Annotated in this window: 30 protein-coding genes, 1 other RNA gene and 1 pseudogene; 17 read left to right on the forward strand and 15 right to left on the reverse strand. The window is 36.9% G+C overall.

Annotated features, from left to right (window positions below):
* Positions 1-19 precede the first annotated feature (19 nt).
* The 11 genes and pseudogenes from ATE92_RS08530 to ATE92_RS08570 form a co-directional block, all read right to left on the reverse strand.
* Positions 20-148 (reverse strand): 30S ribosomal protein THX, encoded by a 129-nt coding sequence (locus ATE92_RS08530; RefSeq protein ID WP_100803303.1) that lies wholly within the window; start codon positions 146-148, stop codon positions 20-22.
* A complete protein-coding gene (locus ATE92_RS14220) occupies positions 148-276 on the reverse strand; it encodes a hypothetical protein (RefSeq protein WP_255396941.1) in 129 nt (42 codons plus the stop codon). The genes ATE92_RS08530 and ATE92_RS14220 overlap by 1 nt, the downstream gene beginning before the upstream one ends.
* Positions 277-359: 83 nt before the next feature.
* A complete protein-coding gene (gene trpA, locus ATE92_RS08535) occupies positions 360-1,121 on the reverse strand; it encodes a tryptophan synthase subunit alpha (RefSeq protein WP_100803304.1) in 762 nt (253 codons plus the stop codon).
* 138 nt (positions 1,122-1,259) lie between these two features.
* Complete coding sequence (gene trpB, locus ATE92_RS08540) at positions 1,260-2,447, reverse strand: tryptophan synthase subunit beta (RefSeq protein ID WP_369819734.1); 1,188 nt, start codon at positions 2,445-2,447, stop codon at positions 1,260-1,262.
* Positions 2,448-2,489: 42 nt separating this feature from the next.
* A pseudogene (locus ATE92_RS14265) lies at positions 2,490-3,098 on the reverse strand (phosphoribosylanthranilate isomerase); the annotation flags it as partial.
* On the reverse strand, positions 3,095-3,877 hold the full coding sequence (trpC, locus tag ATE92_RS08545) for an indole-3-glycerol phosphate synthase TrpC (RefSeq protein WP_100803306.1): 783 nt from the start codon (positions 3,875-3,877) through the stop codon (positions 3,095-3,097). The pseudogene ATE92_RS14265 and the gene trpC, both read right to left, overlap by 4 nt.
* Positions 3,874-4,872 (reverse strand): anthranilate phosphoribosyltransferase, encoded by a 999-nt coding sequence (gene trpD / locus ATE92_RS08550; RefSeq protein WP_100803307.1) that lies wholly within the window; start codon positions 4,870-4,872, stop codon positions 3,874-3,876. The genes trpC and trpD overlap by 4 nt, the downstream gene beginning before the upstream one ends.
* Positions 4,873-5,439, reverse strand: a complete 567-nt coding sequence (locus ATE92_RS08555; RefSeq protein WP_100803308.1) for an aminodeoxychorismate/anthranilate synthase component II — start codon at positions 5,437-5,439, stop codon at positions 4,873-4,875.
* A 1-nt stretch (position 5,440) separates the two neighbouring features.
* The gene (locus ATE92_RS08560) at positions 5,441-6,838 is read right to left on the reverse strand and encodes an anthranilate synthase component I family protein (protein WP_100803309.1); all 1,398 of its coding nucleotides are present in this window, start codon (positions 6,836-6,838) and stop codon (positions 5,441-5,443) included.
* Between the two features lie 173 nt (positions 6,839-7,011).
* Entirely contained in the window at positions 7,012-7,581 is a 570-nt protein-coding gene (locus ATE92_RS08565; protein ID WP_100803310.1) for a YceI family protein, read from the reverse strand.
* 31 nt (positions 7,582-7,612) lie between these two features.
* Positions 7,613-8,077, reverse strand: a complete 465-nt coding sequence (locus tag ATE92_RS08570) for a MarR family winged helix-turn-helix transcriptional regulator (protein ID WP_100803311.1) — start codon at positions 8,075-8,077, stop codon at positions 7,613-7,615.
* 154 nt (positions 8,078-8,231) lie between these two features.
* On the opposite strand from ATE92_RS08570, the gene ATE92_RS08575 reads away from it, so the two are divergent.
* The 13 genes from ATE92_RS08575 (at position 8,232) to ATE92_RS08640 (ending at position 15,698) form a co-directional block, all read left to right on the forward strand.
* Positions 8,232-8,777, forward strand: a complete 546-nt coding sequence (locus tag ATE92_RS08575) for a TlpA disulfide reductase family protein (RefSeq protein WP_100803312.1) — start codon at positions 8,232-8,234, stop codon at positions 8,775-8,777.
* A gap of 10 nt (positions 8,778-8,787) precedes the next feature.
* Entirely contained in the window at positions 8,788-9,417 is a 630-nt protein-coding gene (locus ATE92_RS08580) for a thioredoxin family protein (RefSeq protein WP_100803313.1), read from the forward strand.
* 108 nt (positions 9,418-9,525) lie between these two features.
* Positions 9,526-9,834 carry a rhodanese-like domain-containing protein gene (locus ATE92_RS08585; RefSeq protein ID WP_100803314.1) on the forward strand — a complete coding sequence of 103 codons (309 nt, stop codon included), beginning with the start codon at positions 9,526-9,528 and terminating at the stop codon, positions 9,832-9,834.
* Positions 9,835-9,843: 9 nt separating this feature from the next.
* The gene (locus tag ATE92_RS08590; protein WP_100803315.1) at positions 9,844-10,284 is read left to right on the forward strand and encodes a rhodanese-like domain-containing protein; all 441 of its coding nucleotides are present in this window, start codon (positions 9,844-9,846) and stop codon (positions 10,282-10,284) included.
* Between the two features lie 122 nt (positions 10,285-10,406).
* The gene (locus tag ATE92_RS08595; RefSeq protein WP_100803316.1) at positions 10,407-10,790 is read left to right on the forward strand and encodes a hypothetical protein; all 384 of its coding nucleotides are present in this window, start codon (positions 10,407-10,409) and stop codon (positions 10,788-10,790) included.
* A gap of 11 nt (positions 10,791-10,801) precedes the next feature.
* Positions 10,802-10,981, forward strand: a complete 180-nt coding sequence (locus ATE92_RS08600; RefSeq protein WP_100803317.1) for a hypothetical protein — start codon at positions 10,802-10,804, stop codon at positions 10,979-10,981.
* A 573-nt stretch (positions 10,982-11,554) separates the two neighbouring features.
* Positions 11,555-12,814, forward strand: coding sequence for a tyrosine-type recombinase/integrase (locus ATE92_RS08605; protein WP_100803318.1), 1,260 nt, complete (start codon positions 11,555-11,557; stop codon positions 12,812-12,814).
* A 351-nt stretch (positions 12,815-13,165) separates the two neighbouring features.
* Positions 13,166-13,465 carry a helix-turn-helix domain-containing protein gene (locus ATE92_RS08615; protein WP_100803320.1) on the forward strand — a complete coding sequence of 100 codons (300 nt, stop codon included), beginning with the start codon at positions 13,166-13,168 and terminating at the stop codon, positions 13,463-13,465.
* A gap of 4 nt (positions 13,466-13,469) precedes the next feature.
* Positions 13,470-14,165 carry a hypothetical protein gene (locus ATE92_RS08620; RefSeq protein ID WP_100803321.1) on the forward strand — a complete coding sequence of 232 codons (696 nt, stop codon included), beginning with the start codon at positions 13,470-13,472 and terminating at the stop codon, positions 14,163-14,165.
* Positions 14,166-14,190: 25 nt separating this feature from the next.
* The gene (locus ATE92_RS08625; protein WP_100803322.1) at positions 14,191-14,427 is read left to right on the forward strand and encodes a hypothetical protein; all 237 of its coding nucleotides are present in this window, start codon (positions 14,191-14,193) and stop codon (positions 14,425-14,427) included.
* 19 nt (positions 14,428-14,446) lie between these two features.
* Complete coding sequence (locus tag ATE92_RS08630) at positions 14,447-14,776, forward strand: hypothetical protein (RefSeq protein ID WP_100803323.1); 330 nt, start codon at positions 14,447-14,449, stop codon at positions 14,774-14,776.
* On the forward strand, positions 14,773-15,042 hold the full coding sequence (locus ATE92_RS08635; RefSeq protein ID WP_100803324.1) for a hypothetical protein: 270 nt from the start codon (positions 14,773-14,775) through the stop codon (positions 15,040-15,042). The genes ATE92_RS08630 and ATE92_RS08635 overlap by 4 nt, the downstream gene beginning before the upstream one ends.
* Before the next feature lie 56 nt (positions 15,043-15,098).
* A complete protein-coding gene (locus ATE92_RS08640) occupies positions 15,099-15,698 on the forward strand; it encodes a hypothetical protein (RefSeq protein WP_100803325.1) in 600 nt (199 codons plus the stop codon).
* 69 nt (positions 15,699-15,767) lie between these two features.
* Here ATE92_RS08640 and ATE92_RS08645 read toward each other — a convergent pair whose 3' ends face one another.
* Positions 15,768-17,219, reverse strand: a complete 1,452-nt coding sequence (locus tag ATE92_RS08645) for a hypothetical protein (RefSeq protein WP_100803326.1) — start codon at positions 17,217-17,219, stop codon at positions 15,768-15,770.
* Positions 17,216-17,518: a helix-turn-helix domain-containing protein gene (locus ATE92_RS08650; RefSeq protein WP_100803327.1), complete on the reverse strand. Its 303-nt coding sequence runs from the start codon at positions 17,516-17,518 to the stop codon at positions 17,216-17,218. Before ATE92_RS08650 ends, ATE92_RS08645 begins: the two co-directional genes overlap by 4 nt.
* A 155-nt stretch (positions 17,519-17,673) precedes the next feature.
* Between ATE92_RS08650 and ATE92_RS14020 the strand changes: the two genes are divergently transcribed.
* Both ATE92_RS14020 and ATE92_RS08655 read left to right on the forward strand, forming a co-directional pair.
* Entirely contained in the window at positions 17,674-17,844 is a 171-nt protein-coding gene (locus ATE92_RS14020; RefSeq protein ID WP_157809592.1) for a hypothetical protein, read from the forward strand.
* Positions 17,845-18,023: 179 nt separating this feature from the next.
* On the forward strand, positions 18,024-19,025 hold the full coding sequence (locus tag ATE92_RS08655) for a hypothetical protein (protein WP_100803328.1): 1,002 nt from the start codon (positions 18,024-18,026) through the stop codon (positions 19,023-19,025).
* Positions 19,026-19,106: 81 nt separating this feature from the next.
* Here ATE92_RS08655 and ATE92_RS14025 read toward each other — a convergent pair whose 3' ends face one another.
* Positions 19,107-19,427 (reverse strand): hypothetical protein, encoded by a 321-nt coding sequence (locus ATE92_RS14025; protein ID WP_157809593.1) that lies wholly within the window; start codon positions 19,425-19,427, stop codon positions 19,107-19,109.
* Between the two features lie 171 nt (positions 19,428-19,598).
* Positions 19,599-19,999: a transfer-messenger RNA gene (ssrA, locus tag ATE92_RS08665) on the reverse strand.
* A gap of 348 nt (positions 20,000-20,347) precedes the next feature.
* Here ssrA and ATE92_RS08670 point away from each other — a divergent pair.
* Complete coding sequence (locus ATE92_RS08670) at positions 20,348-21,553, forward strand: NAD(P)-dependent oxidoreductase (RefSeq protein WP_100804398.1); 1,206 nt, start codon at positions 20,348-20,350, stop codon at positions 21,551-21,553.
* Between the two features lie 158 nt (positions 21,554-21,711).
* Positions 21,712-22,314, forward strand: a complete 603-nt coding sequence (locus ATE92_RS08675; RefSeq protein WP_100803330.1) for a hypothetical protein — start codon at positions 21,712-21,714, stop codon at positions 22,312-22,314.
* Positions 22,315-22,629: the final 315 nt, after the last annotated feature.

The raw sequence follows: 22,629 nt of genomic DNA on the forward strand, positions 1-22,629 counted from the left end.
TTATAAACTATTTGGTGTTCTATTCGTTAGCCTGTTTTCCTTTTAAGGCATTAGGTCTAATCTTAAATTTTCCTCTTCTCGGGCGAAGTTTACCAAAAGTACCCAAGACAATTTTTCCTCTTTTGGTTTTTTTATCTCCCTTTCCCATTATTTTTTGTTCTGTTGTTTTTTAATGGTTTTTTCGTTGATATCGAATTTATTGGTCTTCTGATTTATATTTCCCGTTGGATTGGTGGGGTTTTTCTGTTCGGTCTTTCTTTCAAATTTTCGTTCCATGATAATATCTTTTAATTGTTTAGGACAATGTACCTATCCTAAATCATAAAAAGTATTAAGAACATGCTAAACCTTGGTTAAACCTAGCGAATACTGTTAACAAATTTTGAAATTCCCGTAACACCGGCTTCAGTGAGCATCTTTATAAATGCGCTGCCTATAATAGCGCCTCTGGTAAATTGGGTTGCTGCTGTATACGTTTCGGCGTTTCCAATACCAAAGCCAACAATTTGTGGATTTATAAGCTTATAAGAGGCGATACGTTTAAAATACGCAGTTTGCTCGGGTTGAAAGCCTTGTTTGGCTCCCGTGGTACTTGCACTGCTCACCATATATATAAAGGTATTTGAAGCTTTGTCGATTTCCCTGATTCTAGCTTCGGAAGTTTGAGGCGTAATTAGGAAAATAATACTGAGATCGTATTTTTCGAACACAGCTTGGTAGTGTTCCTTATAATCAGCTAAGGGTAAATCCGGAAGAATTAAACCGTCTATCCCAATTTCATTGCATTTTTCACAAAAAGCGTCCACTCCGTATTGCAATACAGGATTGAAGTAGCCCATGATGATTAATGGTACACTAACCGTTTTTCGGATGTCTTTGAGTTGTTCAAAGAGTAATTGGGTAGTCATTCCATTTTTCAGAGCTTTTGTTGAAGAGGCCTGAATCGTTGGGCCGTCTGCAAGTGGATCGCTAAAAGGTAATCCTATTTCAACCATATCGACACCACAATTTTCCAATTCCTGAAGGATTGCAACCGTATCGGTCAATGCAGGATAGCCCGCTGTAAAATAGATGGACAGTAGTTTTTTGTTTTCTGAAAGCTTCTCTTGTATTCTTTTCATGATTTGTGGTTGCGTTAGGCCCGCCCGTAACGAACAGCACCTGCCCGAAAATGTTCAGGCGAGCGTTCGGGCGAGGGATTGAGGTAAACTATCGCGTAGTACCGAAAGCCCGGCCCCCGTCGAGGACGGGGGAGCGCCCTATTTTAAATTAAAATAATCTATATATGTATTCAGGTCTTTATCACCCCGACCGCTTAGGTTTACTACGACAATGTCGTCCGGTTTAAACTTTTTGGTTTCGAAAATGGCCAGTGCATGACTACTTTCGATGGCAGGAATGATACCCTCCAGTTTACAAAGTTCGAGCCCCGCCTGCATAGCATCATTATCTGTTACCGAGATAAATTCACCTCTGCCACTGGTATATAAATGTGCGTGCATGGGCCCTACACCCGGATAATCCAACCCCGCCGAAATGGAATAGGGCTCGGTTATTTGTCCGTCGGGAGTTTGCATCAACAAGGTCTTACTCCCATGTATAATTCCCATCTTTCCCAAAACAGAGGTCGCGGCACTTTCGCCACTATGTATTCCTTTCCCGGCTGCTTCAACGGCTATAAGTTTCACCTCGGGAATGTCCAGATATTCGTAAAACGCGCCTGCAGCATTACTGCCGCCACCCACACAGGCCACTACGTAGTTGGGATTGGAATTCCCTTCTTTTTCAATGAGCTGTTGTTTAATTTCTTTGGAAATAACAGATTGAAATCTGGCCACCATATCGGGATAGGGATGGGGGCCTACGACACTTCCAATAATATAGTGGGTGTTGATAGGATTGTTAATCCAGTCTCTAATAGCTTCATTAGTAGCGTCTTTTAATGTTTTACTGCCGCTAACCGCAGGAATTACGGTTGCACCCAACATCTTCATACGTGCCACATTGGGTGCCTGGCGTTTAATATCTATTTCGCCCATATACACAATACATTCCAGTCCCATAAGTGCGCAAACTGTAGCCGTCGCTACCCCGTGTTGTCCGGCACCGGTTTCGGCAATAATCCTGGTTTTGTTTAGACGTTTTGCCATTAGGATTTGTCCTATGGTATTGTTCACCTTATGAGCTCCGGTATGGCACAGGTCTTCTCTTTTAAGATAAACTTTGGTGTTGTATTTTTCTGAAAATCGTTTGGCAAAGTAGAGCGGAGTGGGTCTACCTACGTATTCTTTCAACAAGGCATCAAATTCCTTTTGAAAGGAAGGTTCGTGCATTACAGAAAGATAGTTTTGGCGCAACTCTTCTACATTGGGATAGAGCATTTCGGGAATGTACGCACCACCGAATTCGCCATAATATCCTTTTTCGTCTACGTTGTATTTATTCATGGTTCCTTTAACGTTATTTAAATCTAGGAGTTTTAGTAGCTTTTTAAGTTTGGGGATATCTTTTTTCCCCGGAGCGGTTTCGAATTTACTGTTTACATCGATCGCAAATAACGGAAGCTTTGTTTTATATAAGGTTTTTACAGCTTCGATTTCTTCCAAACTAATTCCTCCGCTAAGGATAAAGGGTTTTTTAGAAGGATAGTCCTTTAGTATTTCCCAGTTGAATACAATTCCGTTGCCTCCTTTTTCCTTGCCTTCGGTATCGAAAAGATAGGCATCGACGACAGTTTCATAGGGTTTTAATTGATTGAAATTAAAAGAATCTTTAATTCCGAATACCTTCCAGATTGCAACCGAAAAATCATTCATTTCAAACATCTGTTTCAATTTTTTGCAGAACTCAGCTGATTCATCACCGTGAAGCTGAAGTACATCCAGCGAATGAGATGTTATTTTTTTTGAAATTGTTTCCACCGAAGCGTTTACAAAAACACCTACTTTTTTTATTCCGGAAGGGACTTCAATAGAGGCCTCGCTAAAATTACGCGGACTTTTATCGTAAAATATAAAACCGAGATAATCGGGCCGAAGTTGGGCAACTTCGGCTGTGTTGTATTTCATTCCGCATATTTTCAGTTGTAAAGATCTCATTGTAATGATTTGATAAATTCTCCCGCGCTTTGCTCCGGATTGGCATGCTTCATAAAATTTTCACCCATAAGAAAACCCTGGTACCCGTGTTGTCTTAGAGCGTGGATTGCTTCGGGAGCACTGATACCGGATTCAGAAATTTTTACAAAATTTGACGGAATGAGCGTCGAAAGTTCTTTACTTCTTTCCAAAGAGACTTCGAACGTTTTTAGATTTCGGTTATTAACACCTATCATATCTACAGTAGGTAAAATGGATTTTTCGAGCTCTTCTACATTGTGAACTTCCAATAAAACATCGAGTTGGAGATTTTTTGCCAATGTGGAAAATGTATTTAGTTGATGAGGATCTAACACAGCAGCGATCAATAGAATAGCGTCGGCCCCGTAGGCTTTGGCTTCGTAAATTTGGTAGGGATCGATTATAAATTCTTTCCGCAATAAAGGTAACTTCACAACTGAACGAGCAACCAGAAAATCGTCCAAGGAGCCTCCAAAAAAGTTGGTATCTGTTAACACCGAAATGCCGCAAACACCCGCGTCTTCGTATCCTTTTGCAACTTCGTCTATAAAAACATGCTCGTTGATAACCGATTTGCTGGGAGAACGTCTTTTATGTTCGGCAATGATGCCTGTGGATGAATTCTTTATCGCTTCGGCCAGTGAAGTTGTCTCTCTGCGAAATAGTGTAGAATGCTCCAAAGTTGCGATAGGAAAGGCCTTTTTTCTTGCCGCAACTTCCTTGTGTTTGTAAGCTATTATTTTGTCGAGGATTGTCATATGTTTTGACTTAATTGCTGCAATTTTTGCAATGATTGAAGTGCCTCACCGGACATGAGTGATTGCGAGGCTTTTTCGAAACCGTTAGTTATACTACATCCTGTTGCCACCGAAATTGCCAGGCCGGCATTGGCACAGACCACATTGTTTTGTGCTTCGGCACCCTTTCCTTCCAGGATATTCATAAATATGGCTGCGGAATCTTTTACAGTTTCCCCACCGTAAATTTCCGATTGATTAATTTGAGATACACCAAAATCCTTGGGATGTACTATTGTTTCTGAAGCTTTTGAAATTACTTTGGCAGCGCCTGTCAAAGAAATCTCGTCATATCCGTCCATAGCGTGTACGACGGCGTAATTTTTCTCGCTATTTTGATATAGATAGCCGTACATTCTTGCCAATTCGAGATCGAACACACCTACCAATTGATTTTTAGGAAAAGCGGGATTCACCATAGGTCCCAGCATGTTGAAAAAGGTTTTTACTCCCAACTCAAGCCGTATGGGTGCTACATTTTTCATGGCAGGATGGAATAGAGGAGCATGTAAAACACAGATTCCGGCTTCGTCCAGACAACGCTTTAAAAAGTCTTTGTCGTTGCTGAATTTTATTCCGAGGGATTCCATCACATTACTACTACCACTTACTGAAGATACGCCGTAATTACCGTGTTTGGTAACTTGCACACCTGCTCCGGCGGTTACAAAGGAAGCTAAGGTAGAAATATTGAACGTATTTTTACCATCGCCTCCCGTTCCACATAAATCGATGGTATTGTAGTCCCTTACATCGACTGCGACACACAAATCCAGCATGGCATCTCTAAATCCGGCCAATTCCTCCAAAGAAACACTGCGCATCATATAGACAGTAAGAAAGGCGGCAATCTGACTCTGATTGTATTTACCTTCAGAAATAGCAACAAGTACATGTCGTGCCTCTTCTTTTGAAAGTTGCTCCTGATTAATGAGTCTGTTTAAAATATGTTTCATTTAGCTTTCGATCCAGTTTTTTATAATTTGTTTCCCTTTTGGCGTAAGTACACTTTCGGGGTGAAATTGTACCCCGCGGACATCGTATATCGTATGTCGAAGCGACATAATTTGTCCGTTAGCATCCACCGAAGTGATTTCCAAAACATCGGGAAAATTAGTTCGGGAAACCACCCATGAATGATAGCGACCTATTTCAATTTCATTTTCCAAGTCTTTAAAAAGAGGCTCGTCGTTTACCAGGATGGTTGCTTTTGTAGCCACACCGTGAAATACCTCACTAAGGTTTTCAAGACTTCCGCCAAAAACTTCACCAATGGCCTGTTGCCCCAAACACACCCCCAATATGCTTTTAGAAGCTGCGTATTGCTCAATTACCTTTTTAAGCAATCCTGCTTCATCGGGGATTCCCGGACCCGGGGATAGTAAAATTTTATCGTATGCGGCTAATTCCTCTAAAGAAAACCTGTCGTTTCGAAGCACGGTAACCTCACAGTCCAGCTCTTCAAGGTAGTGTACCAGATTGTACACAAAACTGTCGTAATTATCAATCACTACTATTTTCATACTATAATTGTTCTGCGAGTTCCAGCGCCTTTGTTAAGGCACCTAATTTATTATAAACCTCTTCCAATTCTTTTGTTTCATCGCTGCCCGACACGATCCCGGCACCGGCCTGGTAATGCAACTGATGATCTTTGCTTACAAAGGAACGAATGATGATTGCATGATTAAAATTCCCGGTAAAATCCATAAAACCAATAGCTCCGCCATAAAATTCCCGACTTCTGTTTTCGTATTTTTCCAGCAATTGCATGGCATTGTGTTTTGGAGCACCGCTTAAGGTTCCTGCAGGGAAGGTGTCGGCCACTATTTGCATGGTAGGCGTTTTAGGATTTTTTTTGGCAGTTACCTTGCTTACCAGGTGAATTACATGCGAAAAAAATTGAACTTCACGGTAGGTTTCTACAGTGACATTTTTTCCATGTCGACTTAAATCGTTTCGCGCCAGATCCACCAGCATCACATGTTCACTGTTTTCTTTTTCATCGGCCGAAAGTTCCTTTGCCAAAGCAGCATCCTGTTCGTCGTTACCGGTACGTTTAAAAGTGCCGGCGATAGGATGAATTTCGGCAAGATCTCCCTTAACCACCAGTTGTGCTTCGGGAGAGCTGCCAAATATTTTGAATTTTCCGTAGTCGAAATAAAACAAATAGGGGGATGGATTGATGCTTCGCAATGAGCGATACACATTAAATTCGTCTCCCGTAAATCCTTGTGAAAATCGCTTGCTTGGTACAATTTGAAATACATCACCACGCTTACAATGCTCTTTGCAGGTACGCACTAATTTTTTAAAATCGTCATCTTCCAAATTTGTAGTGCGGGTACTGTTTCTACGGAAGGGATATTCGGAATACTTCTTAGATTTTAAGATTTGTTCAATTTGCGGAATATTATTTTCGGAAGTATAACAATGCGCAAAAATATAGGCTTCATTGTTAAAATGATTGATGGCTATGATATTTTGGTAGACTGCATAATATATATCGGGCAAGCCTAAGTTATTTGGTTTTTTTGCAATGTTGATATTTTCAAAGTAGCGCACTGCATCGTAGGCCATATAGCCAAAGAGCCCGTTATTAATAAATTTAAATGAATTTTTTTCTGAAATAAAAGATGAGGCAAATTGTTCGATAATTGAAGAAACATCTATTGTTGGCGTAATTTCGATATGGGTAGTCGTCCCATCCGGAAAATTTTGAGTAATGATTTCATTTTCTATAGAAATGGAAGCAATGGGGTTGCAGCATATGTAACTGAAACTATTGTCGTTGGCGTGATAATCGCTGCTTTCCAGAAGGAGGCTGTTTGGGAATTTATCGCGTAACCGAAGGTATACGGAAACGGGTGTAAGCGTATCGGCTAATAATTTTTTAGAGTAAGTTGTAAGTGTGTATTTCATAAAATAAAAAAAGGCTTGTCGTGATTGACAAGCCTTTGTATTTGGTTAAATACTATAGTGCTTTAGCTCACGACGTTTGACGTAAGTTATTCCACCACCATGTATTTATTTTGATTGTATTCATAATTCGTTTCAAATATAGAAATGATATTTAAAACAGCAAGTGAAAGAGCTTAAAATTTTAGAATGACATCTAATTCAAAATTATTCGAGATCGTATTGTCCGCCAAACTATCCGCAAAATTTCCGGATCCAAATCGGATGTCGTATTTGGTGCGATCCACTTTTACACTTGCTCTGGCGCCACTGGCTCCCATTTCGAGATCGAAAACAACGGGTTTGGTGATTCCCTTAATGGTTAAATCTGCATTCACTTCATAGGTATTGCCATTTAGTGTGGCATTTTTAATTGTAAGGGTAGAAGTGGGATGATTTTCTACATCAAAAAAGTCGGCACTGCGTAAATGGTTTTCCAGCTTGGTTTTTGAACTACCTTCAAGATCTGTATCCACAATAGTAGTCATGTTTACCACAAATATCCCTCCCGTTAGTTTTGTTCCGTCCATTTCAAGATGGCCTTCTTTAAGGTCGATTGTTCCGGTATGTGAACCAAGAATTTTCTTTCCTTTCCACGTGATGGAACTTTCTTTTACGTCTTTTTTAGTGCTTTGTGCGTTGGACACCGTTGGGGTACTTACGACTACTGCTGCTATTATTACTAATGATTTTACTGCTTTTTTCATTTTTGTTATTAATTTAAATTGATAATATTAATTATGTTGTTCTTAATGTATCTAAAAGATGATTCAATGTTTCCAGTTGGTCTTCGGAAAGATTTCGTAACATCTGTTTATTATTTTGTTCGGTAACAGGGTCTAATACTTTCAGAATATCTAAGCCTTCTGAAGTAATAAATATTTCAACTTTACGGCGGTTATTTTCGCAAACTTGTCTCTTCACCCAACCTTTTTGTATGAGCTTATCTACCAAACGTGTGGTATTACTGCTTCTATCGATCATTCGTTCCTGAATGGTCGAAAGGTTAGCGGGGTTTCCTTTTTGACCCCTTAAAATGCGCAATACATTGTATTGTTGCATGGTTAAGTCAAACGGCTTTAGCATTCCGGTGATTACTTCTTCAATAATACGCGAGGTATACATGAGATTTACCACTGTTTTAGTGCTAATTGCCATTTTATGAATGGACTTAATTGTATCGTCTATCGTTTTAGTTGTCATTACAATAATTGTATGTACAAATGTACTAATTATACGTTCTCTATTTTCACTTTTAACATAATTTTAATTCAGACCAGTTTTAATACTGCCTTTTTAACTATCAATGAAGTGTTAAATACTTTCCGAATATCATTTATTTGAATATTTTTAGAAAATGAAATATATTTTAGGAATTGTAACGTGTTGCCTTCTTACCTTCTGCGGAAATAACAATTCCGATACTACAGCAACCGAAACTGTGACTTCTGACGCAAACAACACAAAGGAAACTGCAAAACAGCAAGGGAAGATTCCAATGTATAGTTTTAATGAGTTACAGCCTTTACTTTCAAAAGATAATGACACTACCTATGTGGTAAATTTTTGGGCAACCTGGTGTAAGCCCTGTATTAAAGAAATGCCGTATTTCGAAAAATTAAATAGTGATTATGCAAAAGACAAAGTAAAAGTTGTTTTTGTGAGTCTTGATTTTCCTGATAAACTGGAAACTCAGGTGATTCCATTTATTGAGAAAAACAATATCAAGTCACAGGTTGTATTATTGGATGATACAGATGCCAATACATGGATTCCGAAGGTTTCTTCCACTTGGGAAGGATCGATTCCTGCAACATTAATTTACAATAGCGCCACCAGACATTTCTTTGAGCGCTCATTTACGTATGAAGAACTAGAAAAAGAACTAAAAAACGTTTTATAAAAATATAATTATGAAAACAAAATCCATTAGTATAGTATTATTTTTCGCCCTTATAGGAGTAGCAATTTTCAGTAGTTTTAATACACCCGCTTCTGATGTAATCAAAGGTTACGGAATAGGGGATGAAGCAACCGACTTTTCCTTAAAAAATGTTGACGGGAAAACGGTATCACTTTCAGACTATAAAGATGCCAAGGGGTATATAATTATTTTTACCTGCAATACCTGCCCGTATGCTGTTGCCAGTGAAGATAGAATTATCGCCTTAGATAAAGAATTCAAACCGAAAGGGTATCCTGTAATTGCAATTAATCCAAACAATCCGGATGTACAGCCGGACGACACCTTCGAGTTAATGCAGCAAAAAGCAAAAGCCAAAGGTTTTACATTTCCGTATTTGTACGATGAAAGTCAGTCTGTATATGCAAAATATGGAGCCACCAAGACACCGCATGTCTATTTATTGCAAAAAGAAAAAGGCAAGAATATCGTAAAATATATTGGAGCCATAGACGATAATGTAAGAAGTGCGGATGCTGTTAAAGATCGTTTTCTGGCAAATGCCATCGGCGAGTTAATGGCAGGAAAAGAAGTGTCGGTAAAAGAAACCAAGGCAATTGGGTGTTCAGTCAAACAATAAAATCATCAGCGTACGTATTCGATAAAGACCGGAAGCATTTTTAAAGTGTTTTCGGTCTTTTATAAGAAACAACGAAGCAAATTCATATTTTTACCAAAAAATTTTAAAATGGACTTATCACAATCCCAATGGAGAGAGCAACTTTCCAACGACGATAACGCAGTAATTCTGGATGTACGCACCGAAGAGGAAGTAAACGAAGGACACATTCCCAATATGAAGCACTTAGACATTTACAATGCCGGTGCTTTTATGGAAAAAGCACAACAAATGGATACTTCAAAAAATTACTATGTCTACTGCCGTTCAGGAGGTAGAAGCGCTCAAGCCTGTGCTATTCTCAATTCTTTGGGATATAAAAACACCTTCAATCTACTAGGGGGCTTTTCGGAATGGGAAGGCGAACGCACCGTTTAATTGCTGCCAATGAAAAAAATCACCTATATCCTTATACTTTTGGTCACCTTTCAAGGCTGTAAAGAAACAACCGAAAAAGACACTTCCGAAATCGCCTCTGAAGCTTCTGTTGCTTCAGAATCGCAAGTGATATTAAAAATACTATCTCCTCAAGAATTTGAAGCGAAGATTGGACTGGATTCCTTGTCTCAATTGGTGGATGTTCGAACCGTTGAAGAGTATAATGATGGTCATTTAAGTTTCGCCACAAATTATAGTATCACCGACGAAGACTTTCAGAAAAATGCAGTATCGCTAGTGAAAGAAAGGCCCGTCTATGTGTATTGCAAAAGTGGAGGCCGTAGTGCCAGAGCATCCAAACTATTAGTTGATTTGGGGTTCACACAAGTTTATGATCTTCAAGGCGGTATCACCGCATGGCAAGCTGCCGGCTTACCGGTAGTAAAATAGCCATTCACTTCTTAAAAATTTTAACACATTGATTTGCATGTAGTTAAATTGAAGCCAAACTGAGTTTTTAATAAAACCGGATTGACAATCTGTACGTATCTTTAATACAAAATGAGATTGTCATGAAAATTAAAGATCAAATATTACACGAAGAAATGCGCAAGCTGATAAGTAAAAGCTGCGCTTCCCGACCCGACGCAAATTCGGATTATTACAGTTTTCAGAAGGCATTGTTGAAATTTTTTTTCAACGCAGCCGATGTGCAAATTGATTACGACACTCAAACCATTTCATTATGGACTTCGAACACAACAAAGCAGACTGCCGGTAATTTATATGGAATGAACGATGTGGTGACTGTTAAAATATCTTATACAAACCTGGAAGATACTTTAAAGGGCTGTTTGGAAAGAGGAGTAAGTGAAACACGTTTTTATACCTCCATGTTATTTCATTACAACCATGTAGCCGGCGAAGAACCTGTTACTAATGCTAAGAGTGCCTAAATCTATTTATAATGCAACAGTTAATTTTTTATGCCCTCAGGATTGTATTATTGGCGACAGCTTTGTCTGTTTTGGCAGTACATTACTTATTAGATCCCTTGTCTAAACCTGTGGTTTTGGTATTCTACGGAATTATTGGTCTTTCGTTACTTTCGGGATTGTTGCCGGAAAAACGCGAGCTAAAAGTTTAAATATTGTAAATGTTTAAAGAATATAAAAGATAATGAGGAACCTGCGATTTGCAGGTTTTTTTTTGGCGGTACTTATCACGCTGGCCTTCGACTCCCGGAGGGGTAACCTAGGGTGCTCCCTGGTGGCTTCAGTACTGCAAATACAACTGCCAATTTTTAAAAAATTGGTGTATAAAAGCAACAAAACCCAATCAAGTAAACCTGTTGGGTTTTTTATGTTTTCATCCACAACGCAGTTGTGAGTGATCGTGGAGCCGGAAAGATTACCTTTGGTGATCCCTAGTGGCTTCAGTACTGCAAATACAACTGCCAATTTTTAAAAAATTGGTGTATAAAAACAACAAAACCCAATCAAGTAAACCTGTTGGGTTTTTTATGTTTTCATCCACAACGCAGTTGTGAGTGATCGTGGAGCCGGAGGGTATTGAATCTTTTGATACGTATTATAATTTGTTGACATAAAAACCTAGTAAAACTTGGCTACCTCGGTAATCCGTATAGCTTTGTTTCTACAAGAAAATACCAATAAGTATAAAACTAATTGTCAACCGCATTGTCAACTAACATTCAATTATGACTTCAACCTTCTATTTAAAGCACCCAAAAAGTAAAACCGAAACCCTCATTTTGTTTTCCTGTTATTTCAAAAAGGAAGGCAAAAAGTTTGTTTATTCCACTGGTGAAAATATACGCCCATTGCATTGGGAGCAATCACATAAAAGCCCAAAACTAAGAGGTAAAAACAAGGCAGTGGAATCAAGTGTTATAATAACACAATTGAATCGCTACGAAGACTGCTTCAAGGCAATTCGAGGACGTTGTATCGAAATGCGTGAGGACTTCACATCACAGATACTGAAAAAGGCATTTGATGAGGTATTCAAGAAGGCTCCAACCGGAAAGAACATATTTTTTGAAGCATACGATGATTTTATGGCTGATAAAATAATGAATCAGGAATGGACAGCTTCGACAGTAAAAAGATATACTAATATCAAGAATATCCTTATTGATTTTGAAAAGGACAGAAACTACAAGCTAACATTCAGTGCCATCACAGGCAAGTTTTATTCAGAGTTTACGGACTATTGTATGAACTTCAAAGGACATATAAACAATACCTATTCACGAAACATTGGACTTTTAAAAACTTTTATGCATTGGTCATTGAAAAATGGATTCACCTATAATGAAGACTTCAAAGAGTTCAAGAAAAAGGAAAGGGTAATTACTAATCAAATAGCCCTGAAGAAGAATGATATTGAAGCAATAATGCAACTACAGTTTGAATCGAGTCGACTGGAACACATCAGAGATGTTTTTGTATTTGCTTGTGTCACTGGAATGAGGTTTGGAGAACTCAAGTTAATAACGAGGAATAGCATAATAGAAAATACACTTCACTTAAAGGAAGAAAAGGGTTCCGAGAAAGAACAACGGACTATTCCCATCAACGATATAGCGATGTATCTACTTCGTAAGTATGATTTCTCACTTCCAATTATATCTTTACAGAAACATAATAAATATATCAAAGAGGTTTTCAAGGCAGCCGGTTATGTTCAAAATGTTGAGAAGGCTTCTACAAGAGGAAAAGAAGTGATAAGAGAAACTATGCCTTTCTATGAGCGCACTTCGAGTCATACTGCCCGCAGAACTTTTATCACTATGATGAAAAGAGAAGGAAAAAGCGACAAATTGATAATGAAGATTACAGGTCAAAAAGACATTAAGACACTAAATCAATACTATCAGGTCGAAGATGAAGAAAAGAAAGAAGCTGTAGACGAGGTCTTTAACATCGGCATTCCTTTGATTAGAAAGATAGATTAGACTGAATTTCTAATAAAAGTATTAACAATCTTTTTTTTCATTGAATAAGTAATTGAATTTTACTTACATTTCTTTCCACACGATTACAAGTAAATCTTAATCAGTGTTGCATCTTCAAAAGTCCTTCGATTAATTCAAGGCGAGCAATTTCTAAAATAACTTATTCAAAAATGCAAAACTTAGTAACAGCAAAAGAAGCTGCCACAATTTTGAAATGCACACGAACCAATGTAGAAAGACTACAACTTACCAAAAAACTAATCCCTGCTTCTACCCCGTTTTGTAAGTATTACTTCAATCGAGAAGATGTTTTAAATCTTAAAGCCCTTCAAGAAGCTAAACGTACTACAAATGTTTAGTGATACAGGAAATTCAGTTTTGATTCAAGGAATTACTTCTGAAGAACTATTGCAGTCAATTGGACAAATGATTGATGTAAAGTTGTCTGAATTAAAAAAGCATAGCGAAACACCAAAATGTTTTTCAATACAGGAACTGGCGAAAGCAAGCCCGGTTTGTGAACAAACTATCAGAAACTGGATAATTTCAGGACGCTTAAAAGCCAAGAAGATAGGCAGACGCATTTTTATTGAAGAAGAAGACTTTCAAAACTCACTTTCCGATGTCAAATCATTGAAATACAAAAGATAGTTGTATGAATGGATATGAACTTTCAAGGTCTTGGTTCGACTTCTGTTTCGAGAACCCTGAAAAGATAAAACCAAACCACACAGCTGTTTTCTTCTTTGCCGTTGAACTCTCTAATAGATTGGGATGGAAGAAAAAATTCGGGTTCCCGTCTGCAATGGTAATGGAAGCCGCAGGTATTAAATCATACAACACATACATCAGAACATTAAATGAAATTGTTGAATGGGGATTTGTTAGAATGATTGAAAGAAGTAAAAATCAATATTCAGCCAATATCATTGCCCTATCAAAAAATGACAAAGGAAGTGACAAAGCACTTGACAAAGCAATCATAACGCACGAGGCAAAGCAAGATGAAAGCAATGATAGTATAGATAAACAAATAACTAATAACAATAAACCAAAAACAAAAGAGAGGGTTAAAAACATTCGTTTTTCCACACCTACACAAGTAGAAGTATATGAATTTATGATTAATAAAAAGATTCAGCCAAGCTTGGCAAAAATTGAATCTGAAAAATTCGTGAATTATTATGAATCGAATGGTTGGATGGTTGGTAAAAACAAAATGGAAAAATGGAATTCTGCTGCTTCAAATTGGCTAATAAAAATGAACAACCATTTTGGAAATACCAAGAATAGAAAGTCAACCATAGGCAATAGTGAAGCAATCAGGAATAAAATGAAAAAATATGACTAAAACCACAAATTTAAACCCAAAACCAATGAAAACTAAATCAAAAAGAAAGCTACTGAGGACACTCAAAATGAAATGCACGGGTAATAGCTTGGAATTCCCTGAAAAGGTCTTAGGTGAACCCATAAGGATAGGAAATGAAGTTCTAATCAATGGAATTAAGAATCACACAGGCAAATACACAACATCTGAAGGTACGGAACTGCAAATCATAAACGGTACTGTATGCCGAATGGTTTCTAAGGACGGAAAAGTCACACGTTAAACTAACATAATCTAACACTATGGCATTTACAAAAGAATCGGCATCAAAAGCCGGACAAAAATCGAGTAGGAAAGGCACACCGAACAAGGCAACGCCATTAATCAGGGATGCATTTAACAAGCTAATTGAAGACAACATTGACAAGATGGGTGACTGGCTTGAACAGGTTGCCGAAAGTGACCCTGCAAAAGCATTTGATATTATTTCAAAGCTTTCAGATTTTGTAATCCCGAAACTGAACCGGACTGAAGTTGAGAACGTGACAAGCCTTGAAGACTTAATTTCCCTTTCACCTGAAGAAAGGAAAAAACGAATTATTCAACTCCGTAAAAAATCTACAACACTATGACAGAACAGGAAGAATTAGAAATGCTTGAACTAATTGACAGTATACCTCAACCCCCGGCTGCAAGGATTTGGTTCGATGATGGAACAGAAGTAAGGATTTGGAATAAGGCTTTTATTGATTATATCAAAGAAGTCGCTCCACACGCTAGATTTTACGACACTGACAGGATGAAATTATCTGACTGGAACGAACTTATTAAAGATGTTGACCTTTCGGGCTTATGTCCACCAATAAGACTAATACCACCACCCAAAGACCTAAACTAAAAAAAAACCTAAACAACTGACAACAAGAATCAATTCAACAATTAAAAAAAAACAAGATGCAAAAACAAAAAACAGAATTCACGCCAATTTTAATGCACAAATACGAAGACCGTATTGTATCAACTATCAAAAATGCTGAATCCCTTGCAAAGCAATGGAACAGTGCCTTAAAAGCAGCCGAAACGCTTTTGAACAAACAACTGACCGACGATGAAAAAATCGAGATTCTTGACAATGGATTCGATGAAATAATGACCCATTTAAGAACTGGATTTCAATTCAAGAATGCTTCAGACGAATTTAATATCGAGGCACAAGGGATTAACCTCATACCTGCTAAAAATGTCTTTGCGCAATGCACGGGAGTTTATGACTATAACACTTATGAAATCAAACAGGGGATAGTTCAAGTATCTGAACAAGGCAGACAACTGATTGAAAAAGATAGCTGCTTATTTACCAAGACTGAAAGGCAAAATGAAGTTTACAGATTGGCTGAAAGACTAGCAGCTTGCGTGAATGAAGCACTGAATACGAATATCATCAGCAAATTAGATAAACCGGGTCTTGAAAGAGCAATTCAAATCATCACACAGCCAAGAGGATTAAATGACTTCGTTCCTGACTACGAAGTGATTAATCGCATTACCGGTTAAATTATAGTGTTTCAATTAGTTTAGGGTGAAAGGGGCTGCACTTGATTGTTGCGGCTCTTTTCTTTGTCACTATTGCTTAAATATTTTTCTTAACGCTAGTACGAAGAACGAAAGAAAAATACTGCTTAAAATGAATTGAACATTTTTGAGTAAAAGCCAATAATCTGGAAAAGGCTCATCTTCTTTAATTTCTAGGTATGGAAGCGAACCTTCAACACCTCTTTCCATTGCGTTGATTATGTCAAAATCGATGAAGAAATATGCGATTGAGCAACCCAAAAACAAAACCGCCAAACTCAACATTGGCTTCCGAATGTCTTGTGTATAACCGCCAAAGAAGCCATAAAACCAATAGATAAACCATTGAAACAACTTCCGTTCTTTCCAAAGTCCAATTTTCCTCATTTCCATTTCACTTATATATGCCATTCCTGAAAGTTCCCAGTTTTTATGATTATCAAAATTCTTTTTTAGCTGTCGATACAATTCTTCTAGGCTCTCAATCTGTGAAATATTAGTTTCTTGGTTTTTAGGTTCATCCTTTAAAATCAACCTATCTGTCTTTTTCCATTGACAAGATGAGAATTTTACATCTACAATATCAGAGTCTGTGAATTTTATATTCCTACAATCACATTGTCTGAAAACAGTAGTCACAGGGAATATAATATCTTGAAATATGAAAAGTCCATCTTCACCAGTCTTAATTCCTTCAAGTATATTATGCTTTGCTCGAAAGTAAACCCCTTGAAATAAGCAATTTTTGAAGTTCTCATCACTTATTCTAATTTTGTCCTCGAAAGTTAATGCAGCGAAAACACTTCGTTTCATATAAGTATTTTCAAAAAAAGTAGAGGTCGAGGTGAACCCCTTTCCACTTAAATTGTAATTTTCTTCATAAAAGCATTTGGCAAACGTAGCATCTCCAATGAAAATATTTGAACTGAAATCAGTCGTTCCTTTATGAGTATTGGCAAAATAATCAAACTTGTTATGAAAAGTACATTCAGAATAGTTTGTTTTTTGCACTACAACAGAAACCATTGACGAGAATTCAGCCAAAAAGCCACAATTATTAAAGCTTAGATTACCCATAATTTTGACAGCGGATAACCTGAATTCATTTTCAAATATACAGCCATCAAAAATGAGGTCTTGTAGATAATGTATGTCGTGAACTTTTAAGTGTTGAGCTGGTAAGAAATTGCCTAAAAAGAATGCATTTCCAAGAAAACGACAGTTCTTAAAATTAACCTTTTCTTTTATTGCCAATCCATTAGCCCCAAATATCCTTTCATAATGACTATCACCTTGAAGCAACTTGTTTTCTTCACTTCGAGAAAAGGTTGGAAAAACAAATCCATTAAAGTTAAAATCGTTATTATTAATTTTATGAATCAAAATCATATCCCAAAAATGTTTGACTATATTCTGATTCCAAATTCTGACTCCATCGTCCGTTTCAGAATACCAATCTGATTTGTCAGATTTGAAAAAGGCGTCTTGTTCTTTGGGTGTCATTTAGTTGGTGAAATAATGTTAATTATTCTTTTTAAATCATCAAGGGATTTCACTCTATGTACTTCATTATTAATTTCAATAAATCCATTTAGTGGGGTGAAATCTTTTGTGGGAAAAAATAGTTCTCTCACATCCACGTCTAACACATCTGATATTTTCAGAAGTAGTTCAGGCTTTGGAAAGCTGTTTCCTTGTACAATATTCGAGATACTTGCAGGTGTGACATCAACCTTTTCGGCTAAATCCTTGCCAGTTATCCCTTTGCTTTTTAAGATGTCCTTCAATCGTAAAATCTCCATTCTTTTACTTTATAGTTATGCGTTAAAGATACAATAATTATACTAACACTAAATAAATGCTAAAAAAATTATAGTTTTACTCGCATTTAATTATAGTTATATTTATATTTGCGAAGTAATAATTAAGTAATACTATAATAATTAAATTAAATATTATGAAAATACAAACAATAACAACGGGACAATTAGAATTAGGAGCATTTTACAATATCCTGATGGAAGAAACTGAAGGTTGTAAAATGTATGAAGCAATCAATATAGCTTTGTCAGCACAATTAGCATTTCAGGAAATGGGTAGTGATTTACCGGACTTTCCCTTAAATTAAGTATTAGTTTAATTAAATTCAACCGACAGTCTTTTTATGTGAACGTTTTTATTTAAATTTGGATATATTTAACCTCTCCCCGATAATTTAAATTTACCGAATCGATTTTCACTTCATATTACAATTATACATTTAGTAATATTTAAGATGAAATTTTAGAATAAACCTATACTAAATTTATGGCGGATTTTTTAGATGTTAATTTTCATGCTTTTGAGTTAATTTTTCAACCATACAAAGAGCAAACTGGAAAAATGGGAAGCTTTGGAATATTCAAGTCTTGTGTAAAAAAAATAAATGACACAAGAACAGAAAATAGACGATATATAATCATTGACCGTCACGAGAATAGGGATAAAGCCGAATCAAGAAGGTTATTTGTGTCGAGAGCGACATATTCACATTCAGATAGGATGTATAAATGTAGAATAAATTTATTGAGAGATAAGGTTCCTGCGTTTTTGGATAGAGAAAAAATGACTATTTCTTCGGATATTGACTTAAAGGATAAAGAGTTGGTTGAAACTACCAACTTTTATGTTGATTTAGAAAAACATAATAACCCTACAGTCATCTGCGAATACAATAATCTTGGACCTAAAATTTCAGACATTGAATATTATTTTAGGACACTTTCATCGAGAAAATTTCTTCATATTTCTAAAGCCTGTAAAGCGCAAGTACATATGGAAAAGTCTGTTGAACAAGTTATAAATTCAATGGAAAACGTATTCAAATTTCGTTTTAAAGCTCGACCGGAAAGCCTACCTGCTCTTTTTAGAAATACTCAGGATTCATTTATTTCTAATATGCAAGCACTGGCAAACACTGTGGACCCAAAGTCGGTGAAAGTTGACTTGTCATTTCGAGAAACCGGAGGAAAAAAATTAATTACTGAAAAGAATTACAAGATGCTAAGTACATCAAAAAAGATTCTACAAGCAGTTATTAATGACACTAAAGTTATGGAAGATATAGAAGATTTTTATCTTGAATATGAGGATTCAGAAGGTAATGACAATGATTTTAGCTTAGTAAGAGGAAAAGTAACTTTATATGTAAAGTGTCCATATAAAAAAGGAAAAAAAGGGCAGTTAGATACCGAGAAATTATTTGATTTAGCAAATGAACAATATATGCTGTATAAGGCTGAAAAGATGAACGTTAATGACAAAGACTAAGAGAAGCCTATTAGACCGTTATTATAAGAAACCACTTGTCTATGATGTTGTTATGGTCTCTATTATTGTTTGGGTAATTTATTATTTAAATGAAAATGATTTTATAAAACTTGATTTTAATTGTGAATCAAACGATATAGCGGGAATCGGCATCACTGTTTCAGGTTTTATTCTTACAATTCTTACTATATTACTTACGTTAAAATCCACAATAATTAAATCTAAAAAGCAAAAAAAAGAGACTAATTCTTTTAAAATATTCTTAGCATCAAATCTATATGGTAAAGCAATATCTATATTGAGAAATGGGGTCTTGACTTTATTAATAGTGTCATTTTTTACTTTGGGTTTAAGTATATTTACTAATAGCTTATATTGTAAATTTGGTTTGTATGCGAACATAATATGTCAATTATTTACCATTACTGTCTTTATTCGCTCCTTTTATATCCTTAATCTAATATTCAAGATGCAAAATAAAGATATTGATAATAATAAATTTTAAGCATTTTGTCAACGGTATTGTCAACCAATTATAAAAAGCCCCGTGTTTATTAACAACACAGGGCTATATAGTGGAGCCGGAGGGAGTCGAACCCTCGTCCAAACAAGCAATGATACTACTTTCTACATGTTTAGTTTTCATTTAGATTTTCGTGGGCTTGCCGGTCGAAAACTACCAACGCACCCCTTAGCTTCAATTTGGGTTTCGCAAGTGCATCAAAGCCCTGCACAAGCTAGGTTTACTTTTACGAAGTCACTAAATCAAAAACCGTAAACCAAGGTGTTTGAGTGACTTCCTGCTTTCCCACCTTGTGGGACGAGGCATTATCCTACTGTAATTCGGATTATGCAGCTAGGGCGTAGTTATTCTCGCCGTTTAAAAAGTGTGAAATATGAGATTTACGAGCTGTATCCCAGCGCTCGACATGCTTACAATACCATTAGACCCGCTGTCAAAACCAGTCGGCCCCATTATTTTCAAAGATCAGTCACTTCGAGTGTCCCGAAAGCCTTCGGGATGTATCGTGAAGTGGGCGTTCCCTCCTTCTTCGCCTAAGGCGGATTCGGAGGGTCGGGCTATTCGTTTCAATCTGCTTTGCAGGATTTTCACTGCTATCCCTAACGCATTTGCTTTAATTGTAATAAAAGGTGTTTTATGTCAAAATAACCCCCTCGGCCCTTCGGGCACCTCCCCCTAAAAGGGTGAGGAGAATTTGTAATTATTTACCTGTATTCATCTATAAAAGCAGACCTCAAAGATAGTAGAAATAACTATCTTAGCCGCCTTAACAATACTACAAAAAGCATTCCAAATGGCTATCACCTTCGCAATTATAAAAGAACGTAAAAATCCACCCGACCGGCGTGTCGTTTTTTCACCCGAAAAGTGTCAGGAAGTCATACAACAATTCCCCGATGCCAAAATTATCGTGGAAGCTTCAAACGTGCGTATATTTCCCGATGATGCCTATCGTAAGGCCGGATTTGAAGTTAAGGAGGATATTTCGGAGGCCGATGTAATGCTGGGGGTAAAAGAAGTTCCCATCGATGCACTTATTCCGAATAAAAAATACTTTTTTTTCAGCCATACCATCAAAAAACAACCTTATAACAAGAAGTTACTACAAGCAGTTCTCGAAAAGAGGATTGAACTTTTTGATCACGAAACCATTGTTACTCAAGACAAACACAGACTTATTGGCTTTGGTCGGTACGCCGGCTTGGTAGGTGCCTACAATGCATTTCGGGCTTTGGGACTAAGAGATGGATTATTCCTATTGCCAAAAGTAGAGACATTGGCCGATTTGGAAGCTGTAAAAGAACAACTGGATAAAATTACACTTCCGGACAATCTGCGAATCATACTTTCCGGCACCGGAAAGGTAGCGAATGGCGCTAGGGAGATTCTGGATCATTTAAAAATACGCGAAGTGCAGGATACCGACTATTTGTCACTAACATTTTCAGAACCTGTCTATTGTCTCATTGACGTTATGGAATATACCAAACGCAAGGATGGGAAGGAAGGGGACAAATTTGAATTTTATGACGATCCTTCAGAGTATGAAAGTGACTTTATGAAATATGCAGAAAAAAGCAATATGTTTATTGCCGGTCATTTCTACGGGAATGGTGCACCCTATCTCTTTACAAGGAATGACGCAAAGCAGCCTAACTTTAATATCAATTTGGTCGCCGATATTTCATGCGATGTAGATGGTCCTGTGGCCAGTACATTGCGAGCTTCAACTATTGCCGATCCCTTTTACGGCTACGACCCGAAAACTGAATCTGAGACCAGTTTTAATAAACCCGATGCCATCACTGTAATGGCGGTGGATAATTTGCCTTGCGAATTGCCAAAAGATGCCAGTGAAGGTTTTGGCGATATGTTTTTAGAGCATGTAATTCCTTCATTTTTTAATAATGATGCCATGGGTATTCTGCAACGTGCCCAAATGACGACTTCTGAAGGAAATCTTACCCCAAGGTTTGCCTATTTACAGGATTATGTAAGTCAGTGATTTAAGTAGTTAATGGGCTGAAATTTAGAACACTTTACAAAAGTTTAATTCTTTTGTAGGATTTTTATTGCATTTCATCGAAAAATTGTTGATTTTTCTTACAAATATTTGGTAGATAATGGATTAAAGTCTAAAATTGTTCTATTAATTAAAGCCTCATGAGAAACTTAGCCCCCCTTATGTTACTCCTATGCGTAGGATTTTCTACATTCAGTCAAGTTGGTATTAATACTACCAACCCAACCACAACCCTCGACGTTAATGGTTCTATTCGAGTTAGAGGTGTAAGCACTACATCTTCGGAAGAAGTTACAGTAATCGCTACTAAAATTATTGGTGTAGATGATTTAGGAAATTTCGTTGATGTACAAATTGGTGACAATTTAATTCTGGAAGCCAATAAAATTAAAGCCAACGATAAGATTCTGAAAATTGGTGATGTTAGTCCATTTAACATTCCAATTTTAAGTGATGTCAACCTTATTATACTTCCGGGTGAACCCAATGAAGACAAATCGGTAATAAGAATGAGAAGCATACTAGGTAATATGATTATTACAGGTATTATAGGTGGAGTAGATGGTCAACAAATATGGTTATATCCAGTCACTGGTGATCTTACTATACTTCCTAACAGTATATTGTCTCTCTTCGGAAATAGAATCGAATCCAATGGTAGTAGTATGGTGATAGAACGTTATAACATGGTTAGATTAATGTACGACGCTACCCGATCTAAGTGGATTATAATGGATCATTAATAGCTGAAGTAAGTAGCGTGTAAAACTGCTTGCCGAACAATGAATTGTAAAATGCTCTGTAGTGTAAAACTGCAGAGCATTTTTTATATAGTAACTGTTGTACTGTCCATAAATTAATCCTCAACCTATCCAAAGTCTTGGTTAAACAATACTGTTGTAAGCTGTAATCATGTTATACTATGAACGCTAAGTGAAGTAGTCTTTCAGCTTCACGAAGGGTCTGTAAGGAGCTTTATTTGTGCGTTCAGATCAACTTACAAATAGCTATTGGCGAAGGCTGCTAAACATTTAAGGAATGATTCCCTTGTGCCCATT

Origin of the sequence: Ulvibacter sp. MAR_2010_11, assembly GCF_002813135.1 — a bacterium.
Taxonomy (GTDB): Bacteria; Bacteroidota; Bacteroidia; order Flavobacteriales; family Flavobacteriaceae; genus Altibacter.

Excerpts from the sequence above, each read along its gene's own strand:
- ATE92_RS14025 (WP_157809593.1), bottom strand. The coding sequence starts at position 19,427 with ATGTTCGCATACAAACCAAATTTACAATATAAGCTATTAGTAAATATA.
- ATE92_RS08675 (WP_100803330.1), top strand. The coding sequence starts at position 21,712 with ATGAGAAACTTAGCCCCCCTTATGTTACTCCTATGCGTAGGATTTTCT.
- ATE92_RS08530 (WP_100803303.1), bottom strand. The coding sequence starts at position 148 with ATGGGAAAGGGAGATAAAAAAACCAAAAGAGGAAAAATTGTCTTGGGT.
- ATE92_RS08595 (WP_100803316.1), top strand. The coding sequence starts at position 10,407 with ATGAAAATTAAAGATCAAATATTACACGAAGAAATGCGCAAGCTGATA.
- ATE92_RS08570 (WP_100803311.1), bottom strand. The coding sequence starts at position 8,077 with ATGACAACTAAAACGATAGACGATACAATTAAGTCCATTCATAAAATG.
- trpD (WP_100803307.1), bottom strand. The coding sequence starts at position 4,872 with ATGAAACATATTTTAAACAGACTCATTAATCAGGAGCAACTTTCAAAA.
- ATE92_RS14220 (WP_255396941.1), bottom strand. The coding sequence starts at position 276 with ATGGAACGAAAATTTGAAAGAAAGACCGAACAGAAAAACCCCACCAAT.
- ATE92_RS08555 (WP_100803308.1), bottom strand. The coding sequence starts at position 5,439 with ATGAAAATAGTAGTGATTGATAATTACGACAGTTTTGTGTACAATCTG.
- ATE92_RS08590 (WP_100803315.1), top strand. The coding sequence starts at position 9,844 with ATGAAAAAAATCACCTATATCCTTATACTTTTGGTCACCTTTCAAGGC.
- ATE92_RS08620 (WP_100803321.1), top strand. The coding sequence starts at position 13,470 with ATGAATGGATATGAACTTTCAAGGTCTTGGTTCGACTTCTGTTTCGAG.
- ATE92_RS08575 (WP_100803312.1), top strand. The coding sequence starts at position 8,232 with ATGAAATATATTTTAGGAATTGTAACGTGTTGCCTTCTTACCTTCTGC.
- trpA (WP_100803304.1), bottom strand. The coding sequence starts at position 1,121 with ATGAAAAGAATACAAGAGAAGCTTTCAGAAAACAAAAAACTACTGTCC.
- ATE92_RS08625 (WP_100803322.1), top strand. The coding sequence starts at position 14,191 with ATGAAAACTAAATCAAAAAGAAAGCTACTGAGGACACTCAAAATGAAA.
- ATE92_RS08560 (WP_100803309.1), bottom strand. The coding sequence starts at position 6,838 with ATGAAATACACACTTACAACTTACTCTAAAAAATTATTAGCCGATACG.
- ATE92_RS14020 (WP_157809592.1), top strand. The coding sequence starts at position 17,674 with ATGAAAATACAAACAATAACAACGGGACAATTAGAATTAGGAGCATTT.
- ATE92_RS08650 (WP_100803327.1), bottom strand. The coding sequence starts at position 17,518 with ATGGAGATTTTACGATTGAAGGACATCTTAAAAAGCAAAGGGATAACT.
- ATE92_RS08600 (WP_100803317.1), top strand. The coding sequence starts at position 10,802 with ATGCAACAGTTAATTTTTTATGCCCTCAGGATTGTATTATTGGCGACA.
- ATE92_RS08585 (WP_100803314.1), top strand. The coding sequence starts at position 9,526 with ATGGACTTATCACAATCCCAATGGAGAGAGCAACTTTCCAACGACGAT.
- ATE92_RS08635 (WP_100803324.1), top strand. The coding sequence starts at position 14,773 with ATGACAGAACAGGAAGAATTAGAAATGCTTGAACTAATTGACAGTATA.
- ATE92_RS08655 (WP_100803328.1), top strand. The coding sequence starts at position 18,024 with ATGGCGGATTTTTTAGATGTTAATTTTCATGCTTTTGAGTTAATTTTT.
- ATE92_RS08580 (WP_100803313.1), top strand. The coding sequence starts at position 8,788 with ATGAAAACAAAATCCATTAGTATAGTATTATTTTTCGCCCTTATAGGA.
- trpB (WP_369819734.1), bottom strand. The coding sequence starts at position 2,447 with ATGAATAAATACAACGTAGACGAAAAAGGATATTATGGCGAATTCGGT.
- ATE92_RS08630 (WP_100803323.1), top strand. The coding sequence starts at position 14,447 with ATGGCATTTACAAAAGAATCGGCATCAAAAGCCGGACAAAAATCGAGT.
- trpC (WP_100803306.1), bottom strand. The coding sequence starts at position 3,877 with ATGACAATCCTCGACAAAATAATAGCTTACAAACACAAGGAAGTTGCG.
- ATE92_RS08645 (WP_100803326.1), bottom strand. The coding sequence starts at position 17,219 with ATGACACCCAAAGAACAAGACGCCTTTTTCAAATCTGACAAATCAGAT.
- ATE92_RS08615 (WP_100803320.1), top strand. The coding sequence starts at position 13,166 with ATGTTTAGTGATACAGGAAATTCAGTTTTGATTCAAGGAATTACTTCT.
- ATE92_RS08565 (WP_100803310.1), bottom strand. The coding sequence starts at position 7,581 with ATGAAAAAAGCAGTAAAATCATTAGTAATAATAGCAGCAGTAGTCGTA.
- ATE92_RS08605 (WP_100803318.1), top strand. The coding sequence starts at position 11,555 with ATGACTTCAACCTTCTATTTAAAGCACCCAAAAAGTAAAACCGAAACC.
- ATE92_RS08640 (WP_100803325.1), top strand. The coding sequence starts at position 15,099 with ATGCAAAAACAAAAAACAGAATTCACGCCAATTTTAATGCACAAATAC.